This window comes from Pseudomonas sp. REP124 (assembly GCF_020164475.1).
GTDB lineage: Bacteria > Pseudomonadota > Gammaproteobacteria > Pseudomonadales > Pseudomonadaceae > Aquipseudomonas.
In genome coordinates this window covers 1-17,458 of record NZ_JAIQWX010000133.1, presented here as the reverse complement: position 1 = coordinate 17,458, position 17,458 = coordinate 1, and the positions used below count along the sequence as shown (strand labels likewise).

The window sequence follows — 17,458 nt, the reverse complement described above, 5'->3', positions numbered from 1 at the left end:
TTTCACCTCCGTCTTCGCGGGCAAGCCTCGCTCCTACAGGTCATGCGCTCAGCCTAGCGGCACCAGCCGTTCCAGCGCTTCGGCCACCCCGCGACCGTAGGCGGGATCGGCCTTGGTGCAGTTGTCGATATGCCGCTGGCGAATCAGTTGCGGCACGCCGTTCATGGCTCGAGCGGTGTTTTCGAACAGCAAGCGCTGACGCTCGGGATCGAGCAGGCGGAACAGATTGCCCGGCTGTTCGAAGTGATCCTCTTCCAGGCGATGATCATAGTTCTGCGCGAAACCTTCCAGCGGCAGCGGCGGCTCGGACAACTCCTTGGAGTCTTCCCATTCACCGACGCTGTTGGGGAAATAACTGGCGGTGCCGCCCAGATTGCCATCGGTACGCATGGCGCCGTCGCGGTGGTAACTGTGATGCGGGCAGCGCGGGGCGTTGACCGGAATGTGATTGAAATTCACCCCCAGCCGATAACGCTGGGCATCGCCATAGGAGAACAGCCGCGCCTGTAGCATGCGGTCCGGCGAGAAGCTGACGCCGGGTACCACGTTGGCCGGCGAGAACGCTGCCTGTTCGATTTCGGCGAAGTGGTTTTCGGCGTTGCGATTGAGCTCCATGATCCCGACCTCGATCAGTGGATACTCGCCATGAGGCCAGACCTTGGTCAGATCGAACGGGTTGTGCCGATGGTTGTTGGCCTGCTCCTGAGTCATCACCTGGATGCACAGTTTCCAGCGCGGGAAACTGCCTTGCTCGATGGTCTCGTACAGATCCCGCAGATTGCTTTCGCGGTCCTTGCCGACCACCTCGGCCGCCTCGGCATCCGACAGGTTCTCGATGCCCTGCTGACAGACGAAGTGGAACTTGACCCACACCCGCTCATTGTCACGGTTGATCAGACTGAAGGTGTGGCTGCCAAAGCCGTGCATGTGGCGGAAGCTGGTCGGAATGCCGCGATCACTCATGACAATCGTGACCTGGTGCAGCGCCTCGGGCAGCAGGGTCCAGAAATCCCAGTTGCTGGTGGCGTTGCGCAAGCCGGTGCGCGGATCGCGCTTGACCACGTGGTTGAGGTCGGAAAAACGCAGCGGGTCGCGGAAGAAGAACACCGGTGTATTGTTGCCTACGATGTCCCAGTTGCCTTCGTCGGTGTAGAACTTCACCGCGAAGCCACGAATGTCACGCTCGGCATCCGCGGCGCCCCGCTCACCGGCCACGGACGAGAAGCGCACGAACAGCGGCGTCTCCTTGCCCACCGAGCTGAAGATGTCGGCTTTTGTGTAACGAGTAATGTCATTGGTCACGGTGAAGGTGCCATAGGCCCCCGACCCCTTGGCGTGCATGCGTCGTTCGGGAATCAGTTCACGGTCGAAGTGGGCGAGTTTTTCCAGCAGCCAGACATCTTGCAACAGCGCAGGACCACGGGGGCCGGCGGTCTGGATATTGAGGTTGTCGGCTACCGGGGCGCCGGTGGCGTTGGTCAGCTTTTTCATGAATGGACTCTCAATTGACTGCCGCTCATCAGGAGCGAAAACCGGCGCGAATCTTCGCCCGCGTCGGGCCAGACACTGAGCGTAGAACCTTTCGGCAATCTTGCCGCCTCAACGACCGCTCCCTTGATCCGAATCAATCGCCCCACGATGCATCCGGGCGGCAAGCCGTGCCACCCTCTCCCCCAAATGCGCGGCAGTGCAACGATCTTCCGCTGGCGGCGCCTGCTCGGGGGACTGCTCGACATTGGACTGAGCCATCGCGCCCAGCGAGCTGCCGAGGCGATTGAGTTGCCCATCGAACCCCCCGATGCGCGATCGCGCAGGCAATAGATCCAGGCCGACCCAGACCATCGAGTGCTGGGCCGCGAATACTGCCAGCTGCAGCAAGGTGTTGAGTTTGTCGCCGCACAGACAGCCGGAATTGGTGAACCCGGCAGCCAGCTTGTCGCGCCAGGGTTGCGCCAGATAGAAGGCCGCAGTAGCTTCCATGAAACCCTTGAACGCCGCCGAGGCGCTGCCCATGTAGGTCGGTGCGCCGAAGATGATCGCGTCGGCACGGTGCAGGAGGTCCCAGTGGTCGCTCACATCGTCGACAGAGACAAGCCGGCACTGGCTGCCCGGGTGCCGTTCCACCCCTTGGGCCACCGCCTCGGCCATGACCCGGGTATGCCCGTAGCCACTGTGATAGACCACCACCACGTTGATCATTACGGCGTCCTTCCGATGAATGAAATCCCAATACCGGGCCAGTGTTGAACCGGAACGAAGGTACGACGAGTTAAACGTTGTTAATTTTCCTGGGCCGCCCAGAGCCTCGACATCCGCGTAACCCAGGCGACACCCAATGAATACGGAGCCCTCACCACTCCCGGACAACCGCCAGTCGAAGTGAACACCGCGCAGTCATGCCCGCCACGCATTGCACTGCCGCAAAAACCTGAGAACATGCCTGAAAGCCGCGTAACAGACGGCTGTAACAGGAGCGACCCGTTGACCCTTTCCCTCGAACAGGCCGTGCATTTCGGCCCCTACAGGATCTACCCCGCGCAACGCCTGGTGATGGAGGCCGACCAGCCCCTGCGCCTGGGGCGGCGGGCGATGGACATCCTGTTGATCCTGCTGGAACACGCCGGGAACGTGGTCAGCAAGCAGCAACTGATGGCCGAAGTCTGGCCGGACACGGTTGTCGAAGAGATCAACCTGCGGGTGCACATGGCAGCGCTGCGCAAGGCCCTCGGCGACGGTCAGGCCGGCCAGCGCTACATCGTTACCGTGGCCCAGCGTGGCTACAGCTTCGTCGCCCCGTTCTTTCTCGATCAAGCCCAGCCGCGCCCGTCAGGCGAGCCGCTTGCATCCCGCAGGCACAACCTGCCCCTGCGCAGCACCCGTCTGATCGGTCGCCAGGCGCTGGTCGACAGCCTGGTGGAGCAACTGCCGCGCCAGCGCTTCATTACGCTGATCGGCCCCGGCGGCATCGGCAAGACCACCGTTGCCCTGAGCGCCGCCGAACAACTGATCGGCCGCTACCGTGACGGCATCCGCCTGCTGGACCTGGCACCGATCACCGACCCGCTGATGATCACCGGCCATCTGGCCGCGCTGCTGGAACTGTCCCTGCACGACGCCGAACCGCTGACCAGCCTCGCTCTGTTCCTGCGCGAGCGGCAGATGCTGCTGGTCATCGATAACTGCGAGCACCTGCTCGACGACGTGGCCCTGCTCTGCGAAAGCCTGCTGCGTGGCGCACCGCAAGTGCACATCCTGGCCACCAGCCGCGAGAGCCTGCGGGCCGAAGGCGAATTCGTGCAGCGCCTGGAATCCCTCGACTGCCCGCCGCCCATCGCCGTCCTGGACCGTGCCCAGGCCCTGAGTTTTTCCGCGTTGCAGCTGTTCATCGAACGGGCCATGGCCAGCCATGACAGCTTCGAATTCAGCGATGCCCAGTTGCCTCTGGTGATCGACATCTCCCGACGCCTCGACGGCATTCCACTGGCTCTGGAACTGGCCGCCGCGCAAGTCGCCAGCCTGGGTCTCGATGGTTTGCTGGGGCAACTGCACGACAGCTTCCGCCTGCTTCCCCACTGCAGCCAGACCACTCCCGGCCGTCACCAGACCCTGCGCGCCACACTGGACTGGAGCTTCCAGCTGCTCAGCCCCTGCGAACAGACTTGCCTGCGCCGACTGGGCATCTTCCGTGGCGGCTTCACCCTGGCCTCGGCGGCGGCAGTGATCGTCGGCGAACACATCGAACCTCGCGAGGTATTTGGCTCGATCACGCAACTGGTGGCCAAGTCCCTGCTGAGCGTGGACGTCGGCGACGAGGAGGTGTTCTACCGGTTGCTCGACACCACCCGCCGCTACGCCCTGGAAAAACTCGAACAGGCCGCCGAACTGCCCGCCACCCGCGAGCGCCATACCGAGCGCTGCCTGGCGCTGATGCAACAGGCGCAAAAGGAATGGGAACGCACACCGACCAGTCTTTGGATCGAACGCTATGCCCGGGGCCTGGAAGACATTCGCGCGGCGCTCGACTGGGGCCTGAATGCCCAGGGTCCGCAGACTCTGGCGATCCGCCTGACTGCGGCGTCCACGCCGCTCTGGCAGGAGCTGTCGCTGCTCAAGGAACACGGCGGTTATGTGCGCAAGGCGCTGGCCTTGCTGGAGGCCGCGGCCGAACCCTGCCCGCGTCTGCAAATGGCCCTGAAGCTGGCACTCGGCAGCGCCTGCTATCACGTCCAGGGCGGCACCGCGGAAACCATCGGCGCCTTCGTCACCGCCCGCACCCTCGCCAGACAATGCGATGACGTGGTCGGAGAATTGCGCGCCGTCTCCGGGCACATGGCTGTCAATCTCAGCTGCGGCCAGTACCAGATGGCGCTGGAGCAGACCCAGCAGTTCGACCGCCTGGGCCTGCATGGCGATCCGCTGCTGTCGCTCAGTACCCATCGCCTGCGGGTGCTGGCGCTGCATTTTGCCGGCGACCAGTCACGGGCGCGGCTCAATGCCGAAGAAGTCATCCAGCGCATGGCCCACAGCGGCCATCTCAACCGCTTCACCCACGGCTTCGGCGTGCAGTACGACCAGAGCGTGGCGTCCCTGACCATCCTGGCACGCATTCTCTGGCTGCAAGGTCAGCCGGAACAGGCCTGGCGCACGGCCCGGCAAGCGCTGGACATCGCCCTGCAAATCAATCATGGCACGTCAATCTGCTACACCCTGGCGCTTGCGGGCTGCCTGATCGCCCATTACAACGGCGACACGCAGACCGCCCGCGACCTGCTGCGTATGCTGCTGGAACAGGCGCAAAAACATTCGGTGATGCTGTTCTACACCTGGGCGCAGCACTACGCGCAGGTCATCGATGCTGACGTCGGGCAGGTCGCGCCAGGTCCGGGCGTCGGCTTGATCAAGGAAATCATGGTTACGCTGGACGGCGGCTTCGTCGACGAGCAGCTGCTCAAGCGCGCCGACAGCGGCGCCGCGGGCTGGAGTACCGCGGAGATTCTGCGAGCCAAGGCCGACTCTCTACTGGCCGACGACTGCCCGATCAAGGATTGCACCGCCGAAACCGTGCTGCTCAAGGCCCTTAACGTGGCCAGGTCTCAGGGTGCGTTGGCGTGGGAGTTGCGCAGTGCGACTTCACTGGCGCGACTGTGGCAGCGCCAGCGGCGTTACCGTCAGGCCCATGACCTGCTGGCGCCGATCTACCGGCGTTTCACCGAAGGCCATCACACCCCCGACCTGCTCGCCGTGGGCGGCTTACTCGGCCAGTTGCAGAATCACCTGCGGCTCTGACGGCCGCAGCCCCTGGCCGATGAAGCCGGCGTAGCGAATCTGGAAGCGGCGCAGGTCGCCACTGTACTCGAGTTTTTCCAAGGCGTAACGACGGGTGGTGTTGAGGAAGCGGTAACGGCTTACACCCCGGTCCTGCTCAAGCGACAACAGTGATTTGAGGGCCAGGCTGTCGAGCACCTTGGTCAGACTGGCGGGCACCAGCGTGTCGCAGCTGACCACGCCCAACGCCGCGTCCAGGGTGAACGCGGATTTGAACACCGCCAGGCGCTGCAACACGGTCTGCTCCACCGGGCTCAGGCGTTCGTAGCTCCAGTCCAGTGCCGCCATGAGGGTCTGATGCCGAGGGACCGCCGTGCGCCGGCCCTGGGTCAGCAGTTGAAAGCAGTTATCCAGCTGCGCCTGTACGCCCACCAACGCCAGCGCGTCGATCTGCGCGGCCGCCAGTTCGATGGCCAGAGGCAGTCCATCGAGACGCCGGCAAATGTCGCGCACCACCCGCAGGTCCTGCTCGCGCAGAACAAACCCCTGCTGACGGGCGCGGGCGCGGCTGACGAACAGCTGCACCGCCGAGTAGCCCATGACTTCCTCGACACTGCGCAACGCCGAGGCCGGCGGCACCACCAGCGGCGGCAATGGCAAAAGGGTTTCGCCGTCGGCAAGCAACGGCTCGCGGCTGGTCACCAGAATCGACAGACGCGGCGCCGAGGCCAGCAGCGTTTCGACCAGCGACCGGCAGCGTTCCAGCAGGTGTTCGCCGTTATCGAGGATCAACAGCGCATGCCGTTGTTCGAGCGCCTCAAGGGTGAGATCCAGCGTTTGTGCGATGTGATCGACCAATTGCTGCGGGTCATCGATCAACGCCAGATCCACCCGCCACACGCCGTCGTGAAAATGCTGCAACAGCAACTCGCCGACACGCAGTGCGACCGTGGTTTTGCCGATGCCGCAGGGGCCGACCAGGGTCATCAGCCGTCGCGTTGGCAGCAATCGCATCAGACTGCCCACCACCGCATCACGGCCGATGATCGAGGTGAGCCGCGCCGGCAGGTTGTGCTGGGGTTTATGCAGGTGTTCGAGGGGGATCGGGGTGATTTGCGCGGCTTGTTGCACCGGTGCAACGAAGCTGTAACCGCGCTGGGGAATGTTGACGATGTAGCAGTGACCGTCCTGCCCGTCGCGAAAGGCCCGACGCAGCGCCGCGATGTGCACCCGCAGGTTGATTTCCTCGACCACCGAGCGCGGCCACACCTGGGCGATGATCTGCTCTTTGCTGATCACGGAGCCGGCGTGTTCGACCAGCACCTGGAGGATATCCAGGGCGCGTCCGCCCAGGCGCATCGGCTCGTCGCCGTCCAGCACCAGTCGCTGCTGCATGTGGAAGGCGTAGGGGCCGAAGCGCAGTACCGTGTCGCTGTGGGCATTTCCAAGGCTATTCATCTGACGTCATCCACCAGGAGCCGGCCCGGCACGCGAGTCCATCCAGGCTCCGTACCTTCCTTGTAATGAGTTCAGGGTTATATTGGCAGGCTCTGATGACGGTACAACCGCCAAGGGGGGAGTGTCACGGCCATTGCGATGCGCGCAACGGACACCCCGGCATTAATTGAACTGTTCGCGGTACTGGGTCGGCGTCAGGCCGAGCTTTTCGCCGAACAGAAAGCGCATGTGGCGCACGCTACCGAAGCCGCTTTTGAAGGCCACGGTCTTGAGCGGCAGATCGCTGGTTTCCAGCAGAGCTCGCGCGCAGTCGATGCGGGCGCTTTGCAGAAACTCCATGGGCGTCATGCCTACTTCACGGGCAAAGACCCTGGCGAAATGCCGGGCACTCATGTTCGCAAGCCCCGCCATGCGTTCGATGCTGAAGCTTTCGTCCAGGTGCTCCAGCACATGGTTCTGCACCCGTGTGATCGCGGTTTCCTGGGGCGCCACGGTGGCCATCAACGGGCTGAACTGCGCCTGGCCACCCTGGCGCTTCATGACCACCAGCAACACCTTGGCCACGTCCTGGGCGACTTTCTTGCCGTGGTCTTCGGCGACCACCGACAGCGCCAGGTCGATACCGGCGGTCACTCCGCCGGAAGTGATCAGGTTGCGGTCCTGCACATAAATCAGGTCGGTCTCGACGGTGGTGTTCGGGAACGCCTTGATCAGGCGCTCGATGTAGTGCCAGTGGGTCGTCACGCGGTAGCCGTCGATCAGCCCGGCGTGGCCCAGGACAAAGGCGCCGGTGCAGATCGAGCCGTAGGCTTTGGAGCGGCTGGCGTTGTGCCTGAGCCAGTCGAGCAGCGGCGGATGCCGTTCGTTGTAGGCACCGGGACCGCCGGGGACCAGCAGCAGGTCGTAGCCGTCGCAGGCCTGATCGATGTGCAGATCGGCGTGCACGTTGACGCCATTGGATGCGCGCAGCGGACCGGGCTCGGTGCCCAGGGTGGTCAGCACGTAGTGGTCGTCGGGCTTGAGGTACCGATTGGCAATGGAAAACACCTCCATGGGCCCGGCCATGTCGAGCAGGAGGAAATCGGGGAACAGCACCATGGCCACGGTTTTCATGGGTTGGATATCACTTGTCTCGAAAGGCTGACTCTGCCCCTGTAGGAGCGAGCTTGCTCGCGATGAATGCCCGGACGACGCGGGCATTCAGCAAGCCAGCGTCATCGTTGACGACCATCGCGAGCATGCTCGCTCCTACAGGGTCCGTGTAATGCCTCGCATTATGGCGCACCGTGGATTGAGCGTCGCCTTCTCTTTACTGTCAACCTGAACGAGACAGTATTTCAATTTCCATCTACTTATTGCACCAACCAGTAACCATTAACCTTCTCCTCACTCGGACGAATCAACGTCCCCACAGGAGAATTCATCATGCTGACCCTACGCAAAGCTTCTGATCGCGGCATGGCCAATCATGGCTGGTTGAAGTCGTTCCACACCTTCTCCTTCGCCAATTACCGCAATCCGAAAGAACAGGGTTTTTCCGATCTGCTGGTGATCAACGATGACCGAGTGGCCGCGGGCAAAGGTTTCGGCCAGCACCCGCACCGCGACATGGAAATCTTTTCCTACGTGCTCGATGGCGCCCTGGAACACAAGGACACCCTGGGCACCGGTTCCGTAATCCGCCCCGGCGATGTGCAGTTGATGAGTGCCGGCAGCGGCGTGGCCCACAGTGAGTTCAACCACTCGGACAAACGCCCGGTGCACTTCCTGCAGATCTGGATCGTGCCCGAGGTCAGCGGCGCCAAACCGCGCTATCAGCAGGAGCACTTCAGCCCGCAGAAAAAACGCGGTCGCCTGCAACTGATCATCTCCCCCGACGGCGCCAACGGTTCGCTGAAGGTGCGCCAGGATGCACGGGTCTACGCGGGCCTCATCGACGGTCAGGAAAGCGCCACTCTGGAATTGGCTGCCAATCGCTACGCCTATGTACACGTGGCGCGGGGCAGCGTCGAACTCAACGGCCTGAGCCTGAAGGAAGGCGACGGCGTGCGGGTTCGTGAGGAGCAGCTGCTGACCTTGAGCAACGGTGTGGATGCGGAAGTGCTGGTGTTCGATCTGCGGCCGCAGGAATTGCCGGAAATGCCATGACGGATTGGCTCGCTCTCACAATGTTCTCCTGCAGACACAGATTCTGTGTACGACAGAGACCCTTGTGGGAGCGGGCTTGCCCGCGAAGAGGCCGGCACATCCAGCATTGAATTCGACAGACCCACCGCCATCGCGGGCAAGCCCGCTCCCACAGGGGGGGCTCTGTCACATCACTAAACGGGCTCGGCAAAAGCCTCGACAATCTCCTCAATCACCGCCCGCACCCGCGCGGTGTGCCGCAAATCGGCATGGGTCACCAGCCATACGTCATAAGGCAACGGCCGCGTCCGTTCCGGCCACAGCCTGACCAATCCGTCCCTCTCCCCCACAGACACCGGAATCTCCCCGATCCCGATCCCCGCCGCAATGGAGCGACGCACCAGCAGGCTGGAACTCAGGCTCGAAACAATCCGCCCACGGCCCATTGGCTCACCGACCAGGGTCATGTCCCTGCCGCTCTGCAAATACGGCTGATACGCCACCAGATCATGCCCTTCAAAGGCCGTTCCCGGCTCCGGAACCCCGTGAGCATCCACATAAGCTTGCGAAGCGAACAACCCCAACGGCCAACGGGCGATGCGCCGGGCGATCAGATCCGGGTTATCCGGCCGGGTGTTGCGCACGGCAATATCGGCCTCGCGCTTGGCCAGGCTCAAGATCTGCGTCGAGGCGTCCAGTTGCACCCGCACGTCGGGATGTTTTTGATGCAGACGGGCAACGGCCGGGATCAGGAAATCGATGGCCAGGGAATCAGTGGTGGTGACACGCACGGTGCCGGTCAGACGATCATCAAGGCCCTGAATCCGCCGCTCCAGCTCCAGTGCCGAATGCTCCATTTTCTCCACGGCGCGCATCGCCGCTTCGCCCACGGCCGTTAGCGCGTAACCTTCGGAGGTGCGCAGAAACAGCGTTGCGCTCAGGGACTTTTCCAGCGCAGTGATCCGCCGCCCGACGGTGGCCTGATCTACCCCCAGCACCCGCGCGGCGCCGCGCAACGTCGATTCGCGACAGACCGCGAGAAACACCCGAGCATCATCCCAGTTCATGCTTTCCTCCAAGGCGATGCATTTGTGCATCAGTACAAAGTGTAATCGCAGCATTAATGCATCGTCGATTCCCGATATGCTGGGCGCCATTGAAACCTGACAGGGATACCCTTCATGGCCAGCACTTCCGACCAACCCCGCCATGCGATCTGGCTGCCGATCCTCGCCGGCCTCTCCGCCAGCCTGGTCAGTATCGGCCTGGCGCGATTTGCCTACACGCCGCTGATTCCTTCGCTGATCCAGGCCCACTGGTTTTCCGCCAGCGATGTGGTGTACCTCGGTGCCGCCAACCTGGTGGGTTACCTGATCGGCGCACTGATCGGTCATCCCCTCGCTCGCCGCACGTCGAACAAAACCGCCCTGCGCATGATGATGCTGGCGGTGACCCTGGCGTTTTTCGCCTGTGCCTTCCCGCTGTCGGTGAGCTGGTTCTTCGGCTGGCGCCTGCTGTCCGGGATCGCCGGCGGCGCGATCATGGTGCTGGTGGCGGCGACAGTGCTGCCCCATGTGCCGGCCGCGCGCCGGGGCCTGGCCAGTGGCGCGATCTTTCTCGGCATCGGCTTGGGCATCGCAGGCTCCGGAACCCTCGTGCCGCCGTTGCTGAGCCTGGGCTTGCAGCAAACCTGGCTGGGTCTGGGCGCGCTGGCGCTGGTGCTGACGGCTGTCAGCTGGTTTGGCTGGCCCTCCTCCGCGTCCCATCCAATTGCTGCATCAGTCACGACCCAACCGAAACCGATGAATCCGGGCGTGTATCTGCTGTTCGCCCAATACGCGCTGATGGCGGCCGGGCTGGTGCCGGCGATGGTGTTCCTGGTGGATTACGTGGCCCGCGGCCTCGGTGCCGGGCAACAGGTCGGCGCGATGGTCTGGGTGATGTACGGTCTTGGCGCGATCGTGGGACCGGTGAGCTACGGTTTTCTGGCCGATCGCTTGGGCGGCCGATTGAGCATTCGTGTGGTGCTGGTGGTGCAAGCTATCGCGGTCGGCCTGCTGTCGGTTTCCAGCACGTTTGCAGCACTGGCATTGCTGGCGGTGATCATCGGCTCCTTTCCGCCAGGCATCGTGCCGCTGGCGCTGGCCCGCGTGCATGAACTGATTCCCGAGCATCACCAGCAACAGATCGCCTGGAGCCGCGCCACCGTGTCCTTCGCCACGTTCCAGGCCCTGAGCGGGTTCGCCTATTCGGCACTGTTCAATGCCAGTGGCGGGCAGCACGCGCTGATGTTCGCGATTGCGGCGGCGGCGATTGTGCTGGCGCTGGTGCTGGAGGGTGTGGCGCGATTCGCAAGAACGACACAAATCAAATGTGGGAGCGGGCTTGCTCGCGAAAGCGGAGTGCCAGTCTCCGTAGATGGTGGCTGACACTACGCATTCGCGAGCAAGCCCGCTCCCACAATGAATCGGTGTATGAACTGAAATTCTCTATAGGTACGAAAAATGACACTACCCCAAACCATGACCCACATCGAAATCACCCACCCCGGCGCCCCCGACGTCCTGCAACCGCGCCAGGTACCGGTTCCCACCCCAGAGGCAGGCGAACTGCTGATCCGCGTACACGCAGCCGGAGTCAACCGCCCCGACGTGCTGCAACGCGCCGGCCAGTACCCGATGAAACCCGGCATGAACCCGATTCCCGGGCTGGAAGTGGCCGGTGAAGTGGTGGGCGTCGGTGCCGGTGTCAGCGAGTTCGCTGTCGGCGACCGGGTCTGTGCGCTGACCAACGGCGGCGGCTATGCACAATACAGCGTGGTGCCGGCTAGTCAGGCCCTGCCGATCCCCGAGGGCATGGACTGGCTGCACGCCGCGGCAATTCCGGAAACCTACTTCACCGTCTGGGCCAACCTGTTCGAGATGGGTGGCGCGCGCAAGGGCCAGAGTGCATTGATTCACGGCGGCACCAGCGGCATCGGCACCACCGCGCTGATGCTCTGCCGCGAGTTCGGCATCGAAGCCTTCGCTACCGCAGGCAGCGGGGAAAAATGCGCGGTCGTGCGCGAACTGGGCGCCGAAGCGATCAACTATCGCGAGCAGAATTTTGCCCAGGTCATCGCTGAAAAAACCGCCGGACGCGGGGTCGACGTGGTGCTCGACATCATGGGCGGCTCGTACCTCAACGACAACGTCACGGCCCTGGCGATGGAAGGTCGACTGGTGATGCTGGGCTTCCTCGGTGGCGCGGTGGCCAAGGATGTCAACTTGCTGGCGATCATGGCCAAGCGTGCCTCTGTCACCGGTTCACTGTTGCGTTCACGGACGAAGGAGGAGAAAGCAGAAATCACCCGTCAATTGCGCGAAAACGTCTGGCCGGTGCTGGCTGCCGGTCGATGCCTGCCGATGATCGACAAGGTCTACCCGCTGGCCGACGCGTCGCTGGCCCATGCGCGAATGGAGGCCGGCGATCACGTTGGCAAGATTGTGTTGAGCGTCCCTCAGTAACCCTCACCCGCCGCCTGCGCGCCACTGATGATGGCGATACCGGAGCTGGTGCCCAAACGCGTGGCGCCCGCTTCGATCATCGCCAGAGCAGTCGGGTAATCACGTACACCGCCCGAGGCCTTGACGCCGATGCCAGCCCCCACTGCCCGACGCATCAGCGCCACATCGTCCACAGTGGCGCCACTGCGGCTGAAACCGGTGGAGGTTTTGACGAACGCCACGTTCAGCTCACGGCAAATCTCGCAGGCCTTCACTTTTTCGGCGTCGTTGAGCAGGCAGGTTTCAAGGATGACTTTGAGTGGCACGCTGCCACAGGCCTTTTTGACCAAGGCAATATCGTCGTGGACCAGATCGAACAGGCCATCCTTCAGCCAACCGATGTTCAACACCATATCGATCTCCCCTGCCCCGGCCGCAATCGCCCGCTCGGCCTCGAAGGCCTTGCTGTCACTGAGACCGGCCCCCAGCGGGAAACCCACCACCGCGCACACTTTGACGCTGTGCCCGGACAGGATGTGCGCCGCATGGGGCACTTGCCCCGAATTCACGCACACCGAATAAAAACCGTGCTCCTGCGCTTCACGGCACAGGGTCGCGATTTGCTCGCGGGAAGCATCGGGCGCCAGCAACGTGTGATCGATGAATTGCGCCAGAGCCTGGGGTTCGAGGTGTGCCATCGCGAAAACTCCTGTTTGTGTATTCAAATGCCCCTGCGCCACAATCATGGATCAATCGCGCAAAAACGTTACAAAAATCACATTTAATGTTACTTATTTAACATCAACAATCAACCCCGGAATGCCTGTGGACAGTAAAAAAGCCGAGCGCCTCAAGCTTATTCAACAAGCCCTGCAAGACCAGAGCGCCATTCACCTGCGCGAAATGGCCGCCTTGCTGGACGTTTCGGAGATGACCCTGCGCCGCGACCTGAGCAAGTACACCGAGCACTTGCGTCTGCTGGGCGGCTACATCACCAAAATCCACGACGGCAACGAACCCGGCGATTACCGGGTGGCCGAACAGGACACCCGGCACGTCGAGGAGAAACGCCGGATCGGCAAGCTCGCCGCCGGCTTTATCCAGCCTGGCGACACGGTGTTCTTCGACTGCGGCACCACCACACCTTTCGTGGTGGACTTCATTCCCGACGAACTGGAGTTCACCGCCGTGTGCAACTCCCTGAACGTGCTGCTCAAACTCTCGCAAAAACCCAACTGCCACATCGTGGTGTGCGGCGGCACGTTCCACCGCAAAAACCAGGTGTTCGAGAACCAGAGCGAAACCGGCATCCTCGACAGCGTGCGCCTGACCTGGGCCTTTGTCTCCGCTGCCGGGATCAGCCAGGACTTCGGCGTGACCTGCTTCAACTTCAATGAAGTGGAGGTCAAGCAGAAGGTTCTGCGCCAGGCCCAACAGCGTTTGCTGCTGGCCGATCACAGCAAGTTCGACACTGTGCGCACCGCACATTTCGCTGCCCTGGAAGACTTCCACTACATCGTCAGCGACAAGAAAATCCCCAAGGCTTATCGCGACGCCATTGCTGCCAATGGTGCGCAATTGATCATCTGATCAGGGCCTGTTGCTCCTTGGCACTGAGGTAGCCGGTGGTGACACTGAACGCCGCCGTCGCCCCGGCTGCCAACGTGCGCACATGGCCCTTGGCGGACTCTGCGCGATAGCCTTCCGGCTCGCAGGTGGCAGGTAATACGAACGCCGCCACCTGCTGATCCGGATTGTGCAAAATCCAGCGGGCGGCATGCTCGAACTGGTCGGGGCGATAGCGGGTATAGAACGCCGCGCCATCCGCATGACTCAGCAGAAAATGCGCATGCCCCGTCGAGTCGGCCCGTACACCGTCGAAAAAGAACACGATTTCCGGATCGTAAAGCTCCGGCTGATCCAGGCACTGAAACTGCTCGGGTTCCAGCGCCAACTGATCCATGTAAGCGCTCCACGCCGGGGTCGGCTTTACATGCGCCGGAATGCTGGTGCGCAAGCGCACACGCTCGAATCCAAGGGGTTCGACGAATCGTCCGCCTTCGACATAGGCGTAGTTCATGTGCGCCATGTACATCAGGTCCATGGGCTTTGCCGCCAGATTGATCACCTGCATGTCGATATCGAACAGCCCCGAATCTGCACGCAGGGTCACGCTCGGACTGGCCCGATAGCGATCGCCAAAGCCCTGCACGTATTCGTACTCGCCGCCTACTCGCAGGAAACTCCCTTCCTCGCCTTCGCCAACCTCCAGCCAGGCATTGTCCATGGCCGCGCAAGGCATTTCGCCGTGCAGCGGATGATCGTCCTCGGGGCTCGGGCAGCCATTGCGCAGCAGACCGCTGTGAAACATGAAACAACCATAGGTGCCGATCACCGTCGGGCTGGGTCGGGGCTGGCTGAACAGGTTCTTCATGGTCAGGTCGCAACCGTCGAACACCGCAGACCAGATCATCTGCCCCTGATAGGGCAGCACAATCACTTGCCCGCGACTGTTCGCCAGCTCCAGCGCCAGCACACCGCTGGGGTAAACCCAGGCGCTGACCTTGAAAGCCTTGGACTCCAGCAGCGTCTTGCGAGCTTCGCCGAACATCGCCGGATGAAGGTTGATCCGCGTGCTCATGACGCCACCGCCGCAGCCACCGGCGCGCGCTCACTCTCGGAGTGACGCAGGCAACGCACCGCGTACATCACAATCACGATGAAGCACAGCAACGGCACGCTATAGGCCAGTTGCATGTTGCCGCCGCTGTAGTCCGACAGCAGGCCCTGGAAGATCGGAATCACCCCGCCACCGACGATGCTCATCACCAGCAGCGAACCACCGACACCGGTGTCTTCGCCCAGGCCGTCAATGGTCAGGCCATAGATGGTTGGCCAGCACGGGCCGAGGAACACGCTCACGCCTACCGCCGCATACACCGCGGTGATGTTCGGCACCAGAATGGTGTAAGCCAGCAACAGGATGCACAGCACGCCATACACCGCGAGTACCTTGGCCGGGTGCAGTTTTCGCATCAGCACGTTGGCGATCATTTTGCCGACGAAGTACGCGGCGAACGTGGTCAACAGGAACCACGAGGCACTGCGCTCGTTCATCCCACCCAGTTGCATCGCCAGGCGAATGGTGAAGCTCCACACACCCACTTGTGCGCCGACGTACAGGAACTGCGCCAACACGCCAAAGGTGAATCGCGGGTTGCGGCGCAACCGCGAAAGGCTCGCACCCAGGCTGGTGGTTTTCTTGCTGACCGGCTGGTTGCCCTTGCAGGCGGGGAAACGGGTGATGGCGATCAGGATGAACATCAGCACCAGCACCGCAATCATCCATTTGTACGGCAGTAAGGTGGACTGGATCATTTGCAGTTGCTGGATGGCGGCCTCCGAAGCGCTCATCTGCGTCAGCTGTTCGTGGGTCGCATCGGTGTCCTTGAACATGACGAAACTGCCGACATACACCCCGGCCATGGCGCCGAACGGGTGGAACGTCTGGGAAATATTCAAACGACGGGTGCCGGTTTCCCGAGGGCCCATCAAGGTTGAATAGGTGTTACACGCGGTCTCGAGGAACGACAGGCCGGCCGCGATCACGAACAGCGCCAGCAGGAACATGCCGTACTTGGCGGTGGAGGCCGCGGGGAAGAACAGCAGGCAACCGAACATGTACAACATCAGACCGATCAGGATCGTGGTCTTGTAACTGAACCGGCGAACCACCAGCGCGGCGGGAATCGCCACGAAGAAATACCCCAGGTAAAACGCCGACTGCACGAACGCTGTCTGGAAATCGCTGAGCAGGAAGGCCTTTTTGAAATGCGCGATGAGCACGTCGTTCATGCTCGCGGCCGCCGCCCACAACGCAAAGATGCTGCACAGCAGGATAAAGGCGAACCAGGGCGTACGGTTCAGGTAGAAGCCATCGGGCGTCTGTTGGAGCGGAGGCTTTGTCATTGTTGTTCTCCGTGATCAATGTGGGAAAGGTGCTGCGAGTTGAATCACTGCGACGCCGAAGCGCCGAAGCTGCGCTGAAATTCAGCGAATGCGGGTGCGTCCGGGTAGGACGTCTGGGTGCCCAGGCCCATGACCGAACAGGCGGAATACGCCACGGCGCGGGTCATGGCGGCGCGAATGTCGCGCTCCTGGCTCCAGTGCTGGATGAAGCAACCGATGAACGCGTCTCCTGCCCCGGTGGTATCGCGGGCGGCAACCCGCAGGCCGGGAATCTGGAACTCTCCCTCTTCCCCGACATACAGCGCGCCCTGATGGCCAAGGGTCACGATCACATGGCGAATCCCGTCGGCTACCAGCGCGCGCGCGGCGTCGCGCGCCGATTCCGGCGAGTCCACGGGCTGGCCGCTGATCAGTGCCAATTCAGATTCGTTGGGTATCAGGAAATCCAGCTGCGCCAGATGTCGGCGGCTCAAGCCTGCAAGGGCCGGAGCCGGATTGAGCAGCACCGGGATGTTGTGCTCACGGGCGAATTCGATGGCGTGGTAAACGGTCTCGAGGTTGATTTCGAGCTGCAGAACGATCAGCGAGCACTCGCGCAGCGTGTCGGCGGCGGCTTCAATGTCCGCCGGCGCAAGGTGCGCGTTGGCGCCTTTGACGATGAGGATGCTGTTATGGGAATCGGCCTGGACAAAGATCGGCGCCACGCCACTGGACACACCCGGTACGCGCTGCACATGGCGGGTGTCGATGCCAAAACGCTGGAAGTTGGCCAGGGTGTTGTCGGCAAACATGTCATCGCCGACTTTGGTCAGCATCAACACATCGGCGCCCAGCTTGGCTGCCGCCACCGCCTGGTTGGCACCCTTGCCACCGCAGCCGAGGGCAAATCCCGGCGCTTCGAGCGTCTCGCCCTGAGCCGGCATGCGATCGATATAGGTGATCAGGTCCACCATGTTGCTGCCGATGACTGCGATCTTGCTCATTGCTTTCCCACCTTGATCCGGCTGGCCAGGATGCTGCCCGGCGTTTTTGTTTTGTTATTTAAATAACATTTTTTGTGATTATTCAATCTTTTTATTGAGCAAGCCTTGATTGCTTGACAGGTGGATGTACGGCAAGCCTTGGATAACGGTGAACCCTGTAGGAGCGAGGCT

The 17,458-nt window shown here is 62.4% G+C and carries 14 protein-coding genes; 5 read left to right on the top strand and 9 right to left on the bottom strand.

What is annotated here, in order from left to right; genetic code table 11:
* Positions 1–48: 48 nt before the first annotated feature.
* Together K9857_RS24360 and K9857_RS24355 are read right to left on the bottom strand one after the other, a co-directional pair.
* Positions 49–1,491, bottom strand: coding sequence for a catalase (locus K9857_RS24360; RefSeq protein WP_224540120.1), 1,443 nt, complete (start codon positions 1,489–1,491; stop codon positions 49–51).
* Between the two features lie 108 nt (positions 1,492–1,599).
* Positions 1,600–2,199 (bottom strand): flavodoxin family protein, encoded by a 600-nt coding sequence (locus tag K9857_RS24355; RefSeq protein ID WP_224540118.1) that lies wholly within the window; start codon positions 2,197–2,199, stop codon positions 1,600–1,602.
* A gap of 282 nt (positions 2,200–2,481) precedes the next feature.
* On the opposite strand from K9857_RS24355, the gene K9857_RS24350 reads away from it, so the two are divergent.
* Positions 2,482–5,286 carry an ATP-binding protein gene (locus K9857_RS24350; protein ID WP_224540116.1) on the top strand — a complete coding sequence of 935 codons (2,805 nt, stop codon included), beginning with the start codon at positions 2,482–2,484 and terminating at the stop codon, positions 5,284–5,286.
* Here the strand turns inward: K9857_RS24350 and K9857_RS24345 are convergent.
* Both K9857_RS24345 and K9857_RS24340 read right to left on the bottom strand, forming a co-directional pair.
* Positions 5,251–6,723, bottom strand: a complete 1,473-nt coding sequence (locus K9857_RS24345; protein ID WP_224540114.1) for an ATP-binding protein — start codon at positions 6,721–6,723, stop codon at positions 5,251–5,253. The genes K9857_RS24350 and K9857_RS24345 overlap by 36 nt on opposite strands.
* 162 nt (positions 6,724–6,885) lie before the next feature.
* Positions 6,886–7,836, bottom strand: coding sequence for a GlxA family transcriptional regulator (locus tag K9857_RS24340; protein ID WP_224540112.1), 951 nt, complete (start codon positions 7,834–7,836; stop codon positions 6,886–6,888).
* Positions 7,837–8,148: 312 nt separating this feature from the next.
* Here K9857_RS24340 and K9857_RS24335 point away from each other — a divergent pair, with 312 nt between their 5' ends.
* Complete coding sequence (locus tag K9857_RS24335) at positions 8,149–8,871, top strand: pirin family protein (RefSeq protein WP_224540111.1); 723 nt, start codon at positions 8,149–8,151, stop codon at positions 8,869–8,871.
* A gap of 173 nt (positions 8,872–9,044) precedes the next feature.
* Here K9857_RS24335 and K9857_RS24330 read toward each other — a convergent pair whose 3' ends face one another.
* On the bottom strand, positions 9,045–9,917 hold the full coding sequence (locus tag K9857_RS24330; RefSeq protein ID WP_224540108.1) for a LysR family transcriptional regulator: 873 nt from the start codon (positions 9,915–9,917) through the stop codon (positions 9,045–9,047).
* A 114-nt stretch (positions 9,918–10,031) separates the two neighbouring features.
* Between K9857_RS24330 and K9857_RS24325 the strand changes: the two genes are divergently transcribed.
* Positions 10,032–11,279 carry a YbfB/YjiJ family MFS transporter gene (locus K9857_RS24325; RefSeq protein WP_224540105.1) on the top strand — a complete coding sequence of 416 codons (1,248 nt, stop codon included), beginning with the start codon at positions 10,032–10,034 and terminating at the stop codon, positions 11,277–11,279.
* A 75-nt stretch (positions 11,280–11,354) separates the two neighbouring features.
* Entirely contained in the window at positions 11,355–12,356 is a 1,002-nt protein-coding gene (locus K9857_RS24320) for an NAD(P)H-quinone oxidoreductase (RefSeq protein ID WP_224540103.1), read from the top strand.
* Here K9857_RS24320 and deoC read toward each other — a convergent pair.
* The gene (gene deoC / locus K9857_RS24315) at positions 12,350–13,033 is read right to left on the bottom strand and encodes a deoxyribose-phosphate aldolase (protein WP_224540101.1); all 684 of its coding nucleotides are present in this window, start codon (positions 13,031–13,033) and stop codon (positions 12,350–12,352) included. The two genes, K9857_RS24320 and deoC, sit on opposite strands and share 7 nt — an antisense overlap.
* Before the next feature lie 121 nt (positions 13,034–13,154).
* Here deoC and deoR point away from each other — a divergent pair, with 121 nt between their 5' ends.
* The gene (gene deoR, locus K9857_RS24310) at positions 13,155–13,925 is read left to right on the top strand and encodes a DNA-binding transcriptional repressor DeoR (protein WP_224540099.1); all 771 of its coding nucleotides are present in this window, start codon (positions 13,155–13,157) and stop codon (positions 13,923–13,925) included.
* On the opposite strand, the gene K9857_RS24305 is transcribed toward deoR, so the two are convergent.
* Genes K9857_RS24305 through rbsK form a run of 3 tightly spaced genes read right to left on the bottom strand, consistent with a single transcriptional unit; the run spans position 13,918 to position 17,287 of the window.
* A complete protein-coding gene (locus K9857_RS24305) occupies positions 13,918–14,976 on the bottom strand; it encodes an aldose 1-epimerase family protein (protein ID WP_224540097.1) in 1,059 nt (352 codons plus the stop codon). The genes deoR and K9857_RS24305 overlap by 8 nt on opposite strands.
* On the bottom strand, positions 14,973–16,304 hold the full coding sequence (gene fucP, locus K9857_RS24300; RefSeq protein ID WP_224540094.1) for an L-fucose:H+ symporter permease: 1,332 nt from the start codon (positions 16,302–16,304) through the stop codon (positions 14,973–14,975). The genes K9857_RS24305 and fucP overlap by 4 nt, the downstream gene beginning before the upstream one ends.
* 44 nt (positions 16,305–16,348) lie before the next feature.
* On the bottom strand, positions 16,349–17,287 hold the full coding sequence (rbsK, locus tag K9857_RS24295) for a ribokinase (protein WP_224540092.1): 939 nt from the start codon (positions 17,285–17,287) through the stop codon (positions 16,349–16,351).
* Between the last annotated feature and the right edge of the window lie 171 nt (positions 17,288–17,458).

Coding starts and splice junctions, on each gene's coding strand:
- K9857_RS24360 (WP_224540120.1), bottom strand. CDS start 1,491: ATGAAAAAGCTGACCAACGCCACCGGCGCCCCGGTAGCCGACAACCTC.
- K9857_RS24355 (WP_224540118.1), bottom strand. CDS start 2,199: ATGATCAACGTGGTGGTGGTCTATCACAGTGGCTACGGGCATACCCGG.
- K9857_RS24345 (WP_224540114.1), bottom strand. CDS start 6,723: ATGAATAGCCTTGGAAATGCCCACAGCGACACGGTACTGCGCTTCGGC.
- K9857_RS24340 (WP_224540112.1), bottom strand. CDS start 7,836: ATGAAAACCGTGGCCATGGTGCTGTTCCCCGATTTCCTCCTGCTCGAC.
- K9857_RS24335 (WP_224540111.1), top strand. CDS start 8,149: ATGCTGACCCTACGCAAAGCTTCTGATCGCGGCATGGCCAATCATGGC.
- K9857_RS24330 (WP_224540108.1), bottom strand. CDS start 9,917: ATGAACTGGGATGATGCTCGGGTGTTTCTCGCGGTCTGTCGCGAATCG.
- K9857_RS24325 (WP_224540105.1), top strand. CDS start 10,032: ATGGCCAGCACTTCCGACCAACCCCGCCATGCGATCTGGCTGCCGATC.
- K9857_RS24320 (WP_224540103.1), top strand. CDS start 11,355: ATGACACTACCCCAAACCATGACCCACATCGAAATCACCCACCCCGGC.
- deoC (WP_224540101.1), bottom strand. CDS start 13,033: ATGGCACACCTCGAACCCCAGGCTCTGGCGCAATTCATCGATCACACG.
- deoR (WP_224540099.1), top strand. CDS start 13,155: ATGCCTGTGGACAGTAAAAAAGCCGAGCGCCTCAAGCTTATTCAACAA.
- K9857_RS24305 (WP_224540097.1), bottom strand. CDS start 14,976: ATGAGCACGCGGATCAACCTTCATCCGGCGATGTTCGGCGAAGCTCGC.
- fucP (WP_224540094.1), bottom strand. CDS start 16,304: ATGACAAAGCCTCCGCTCCAACAGACGCCCGATGGCTTCTACCTGAAC.
- rbsK (WP_224540092.1), bottom strand. CDS start 17,287: ATGAGCAAGATCGCAGTCATCGGCAGCAACATGGTGGACCTGATCACC.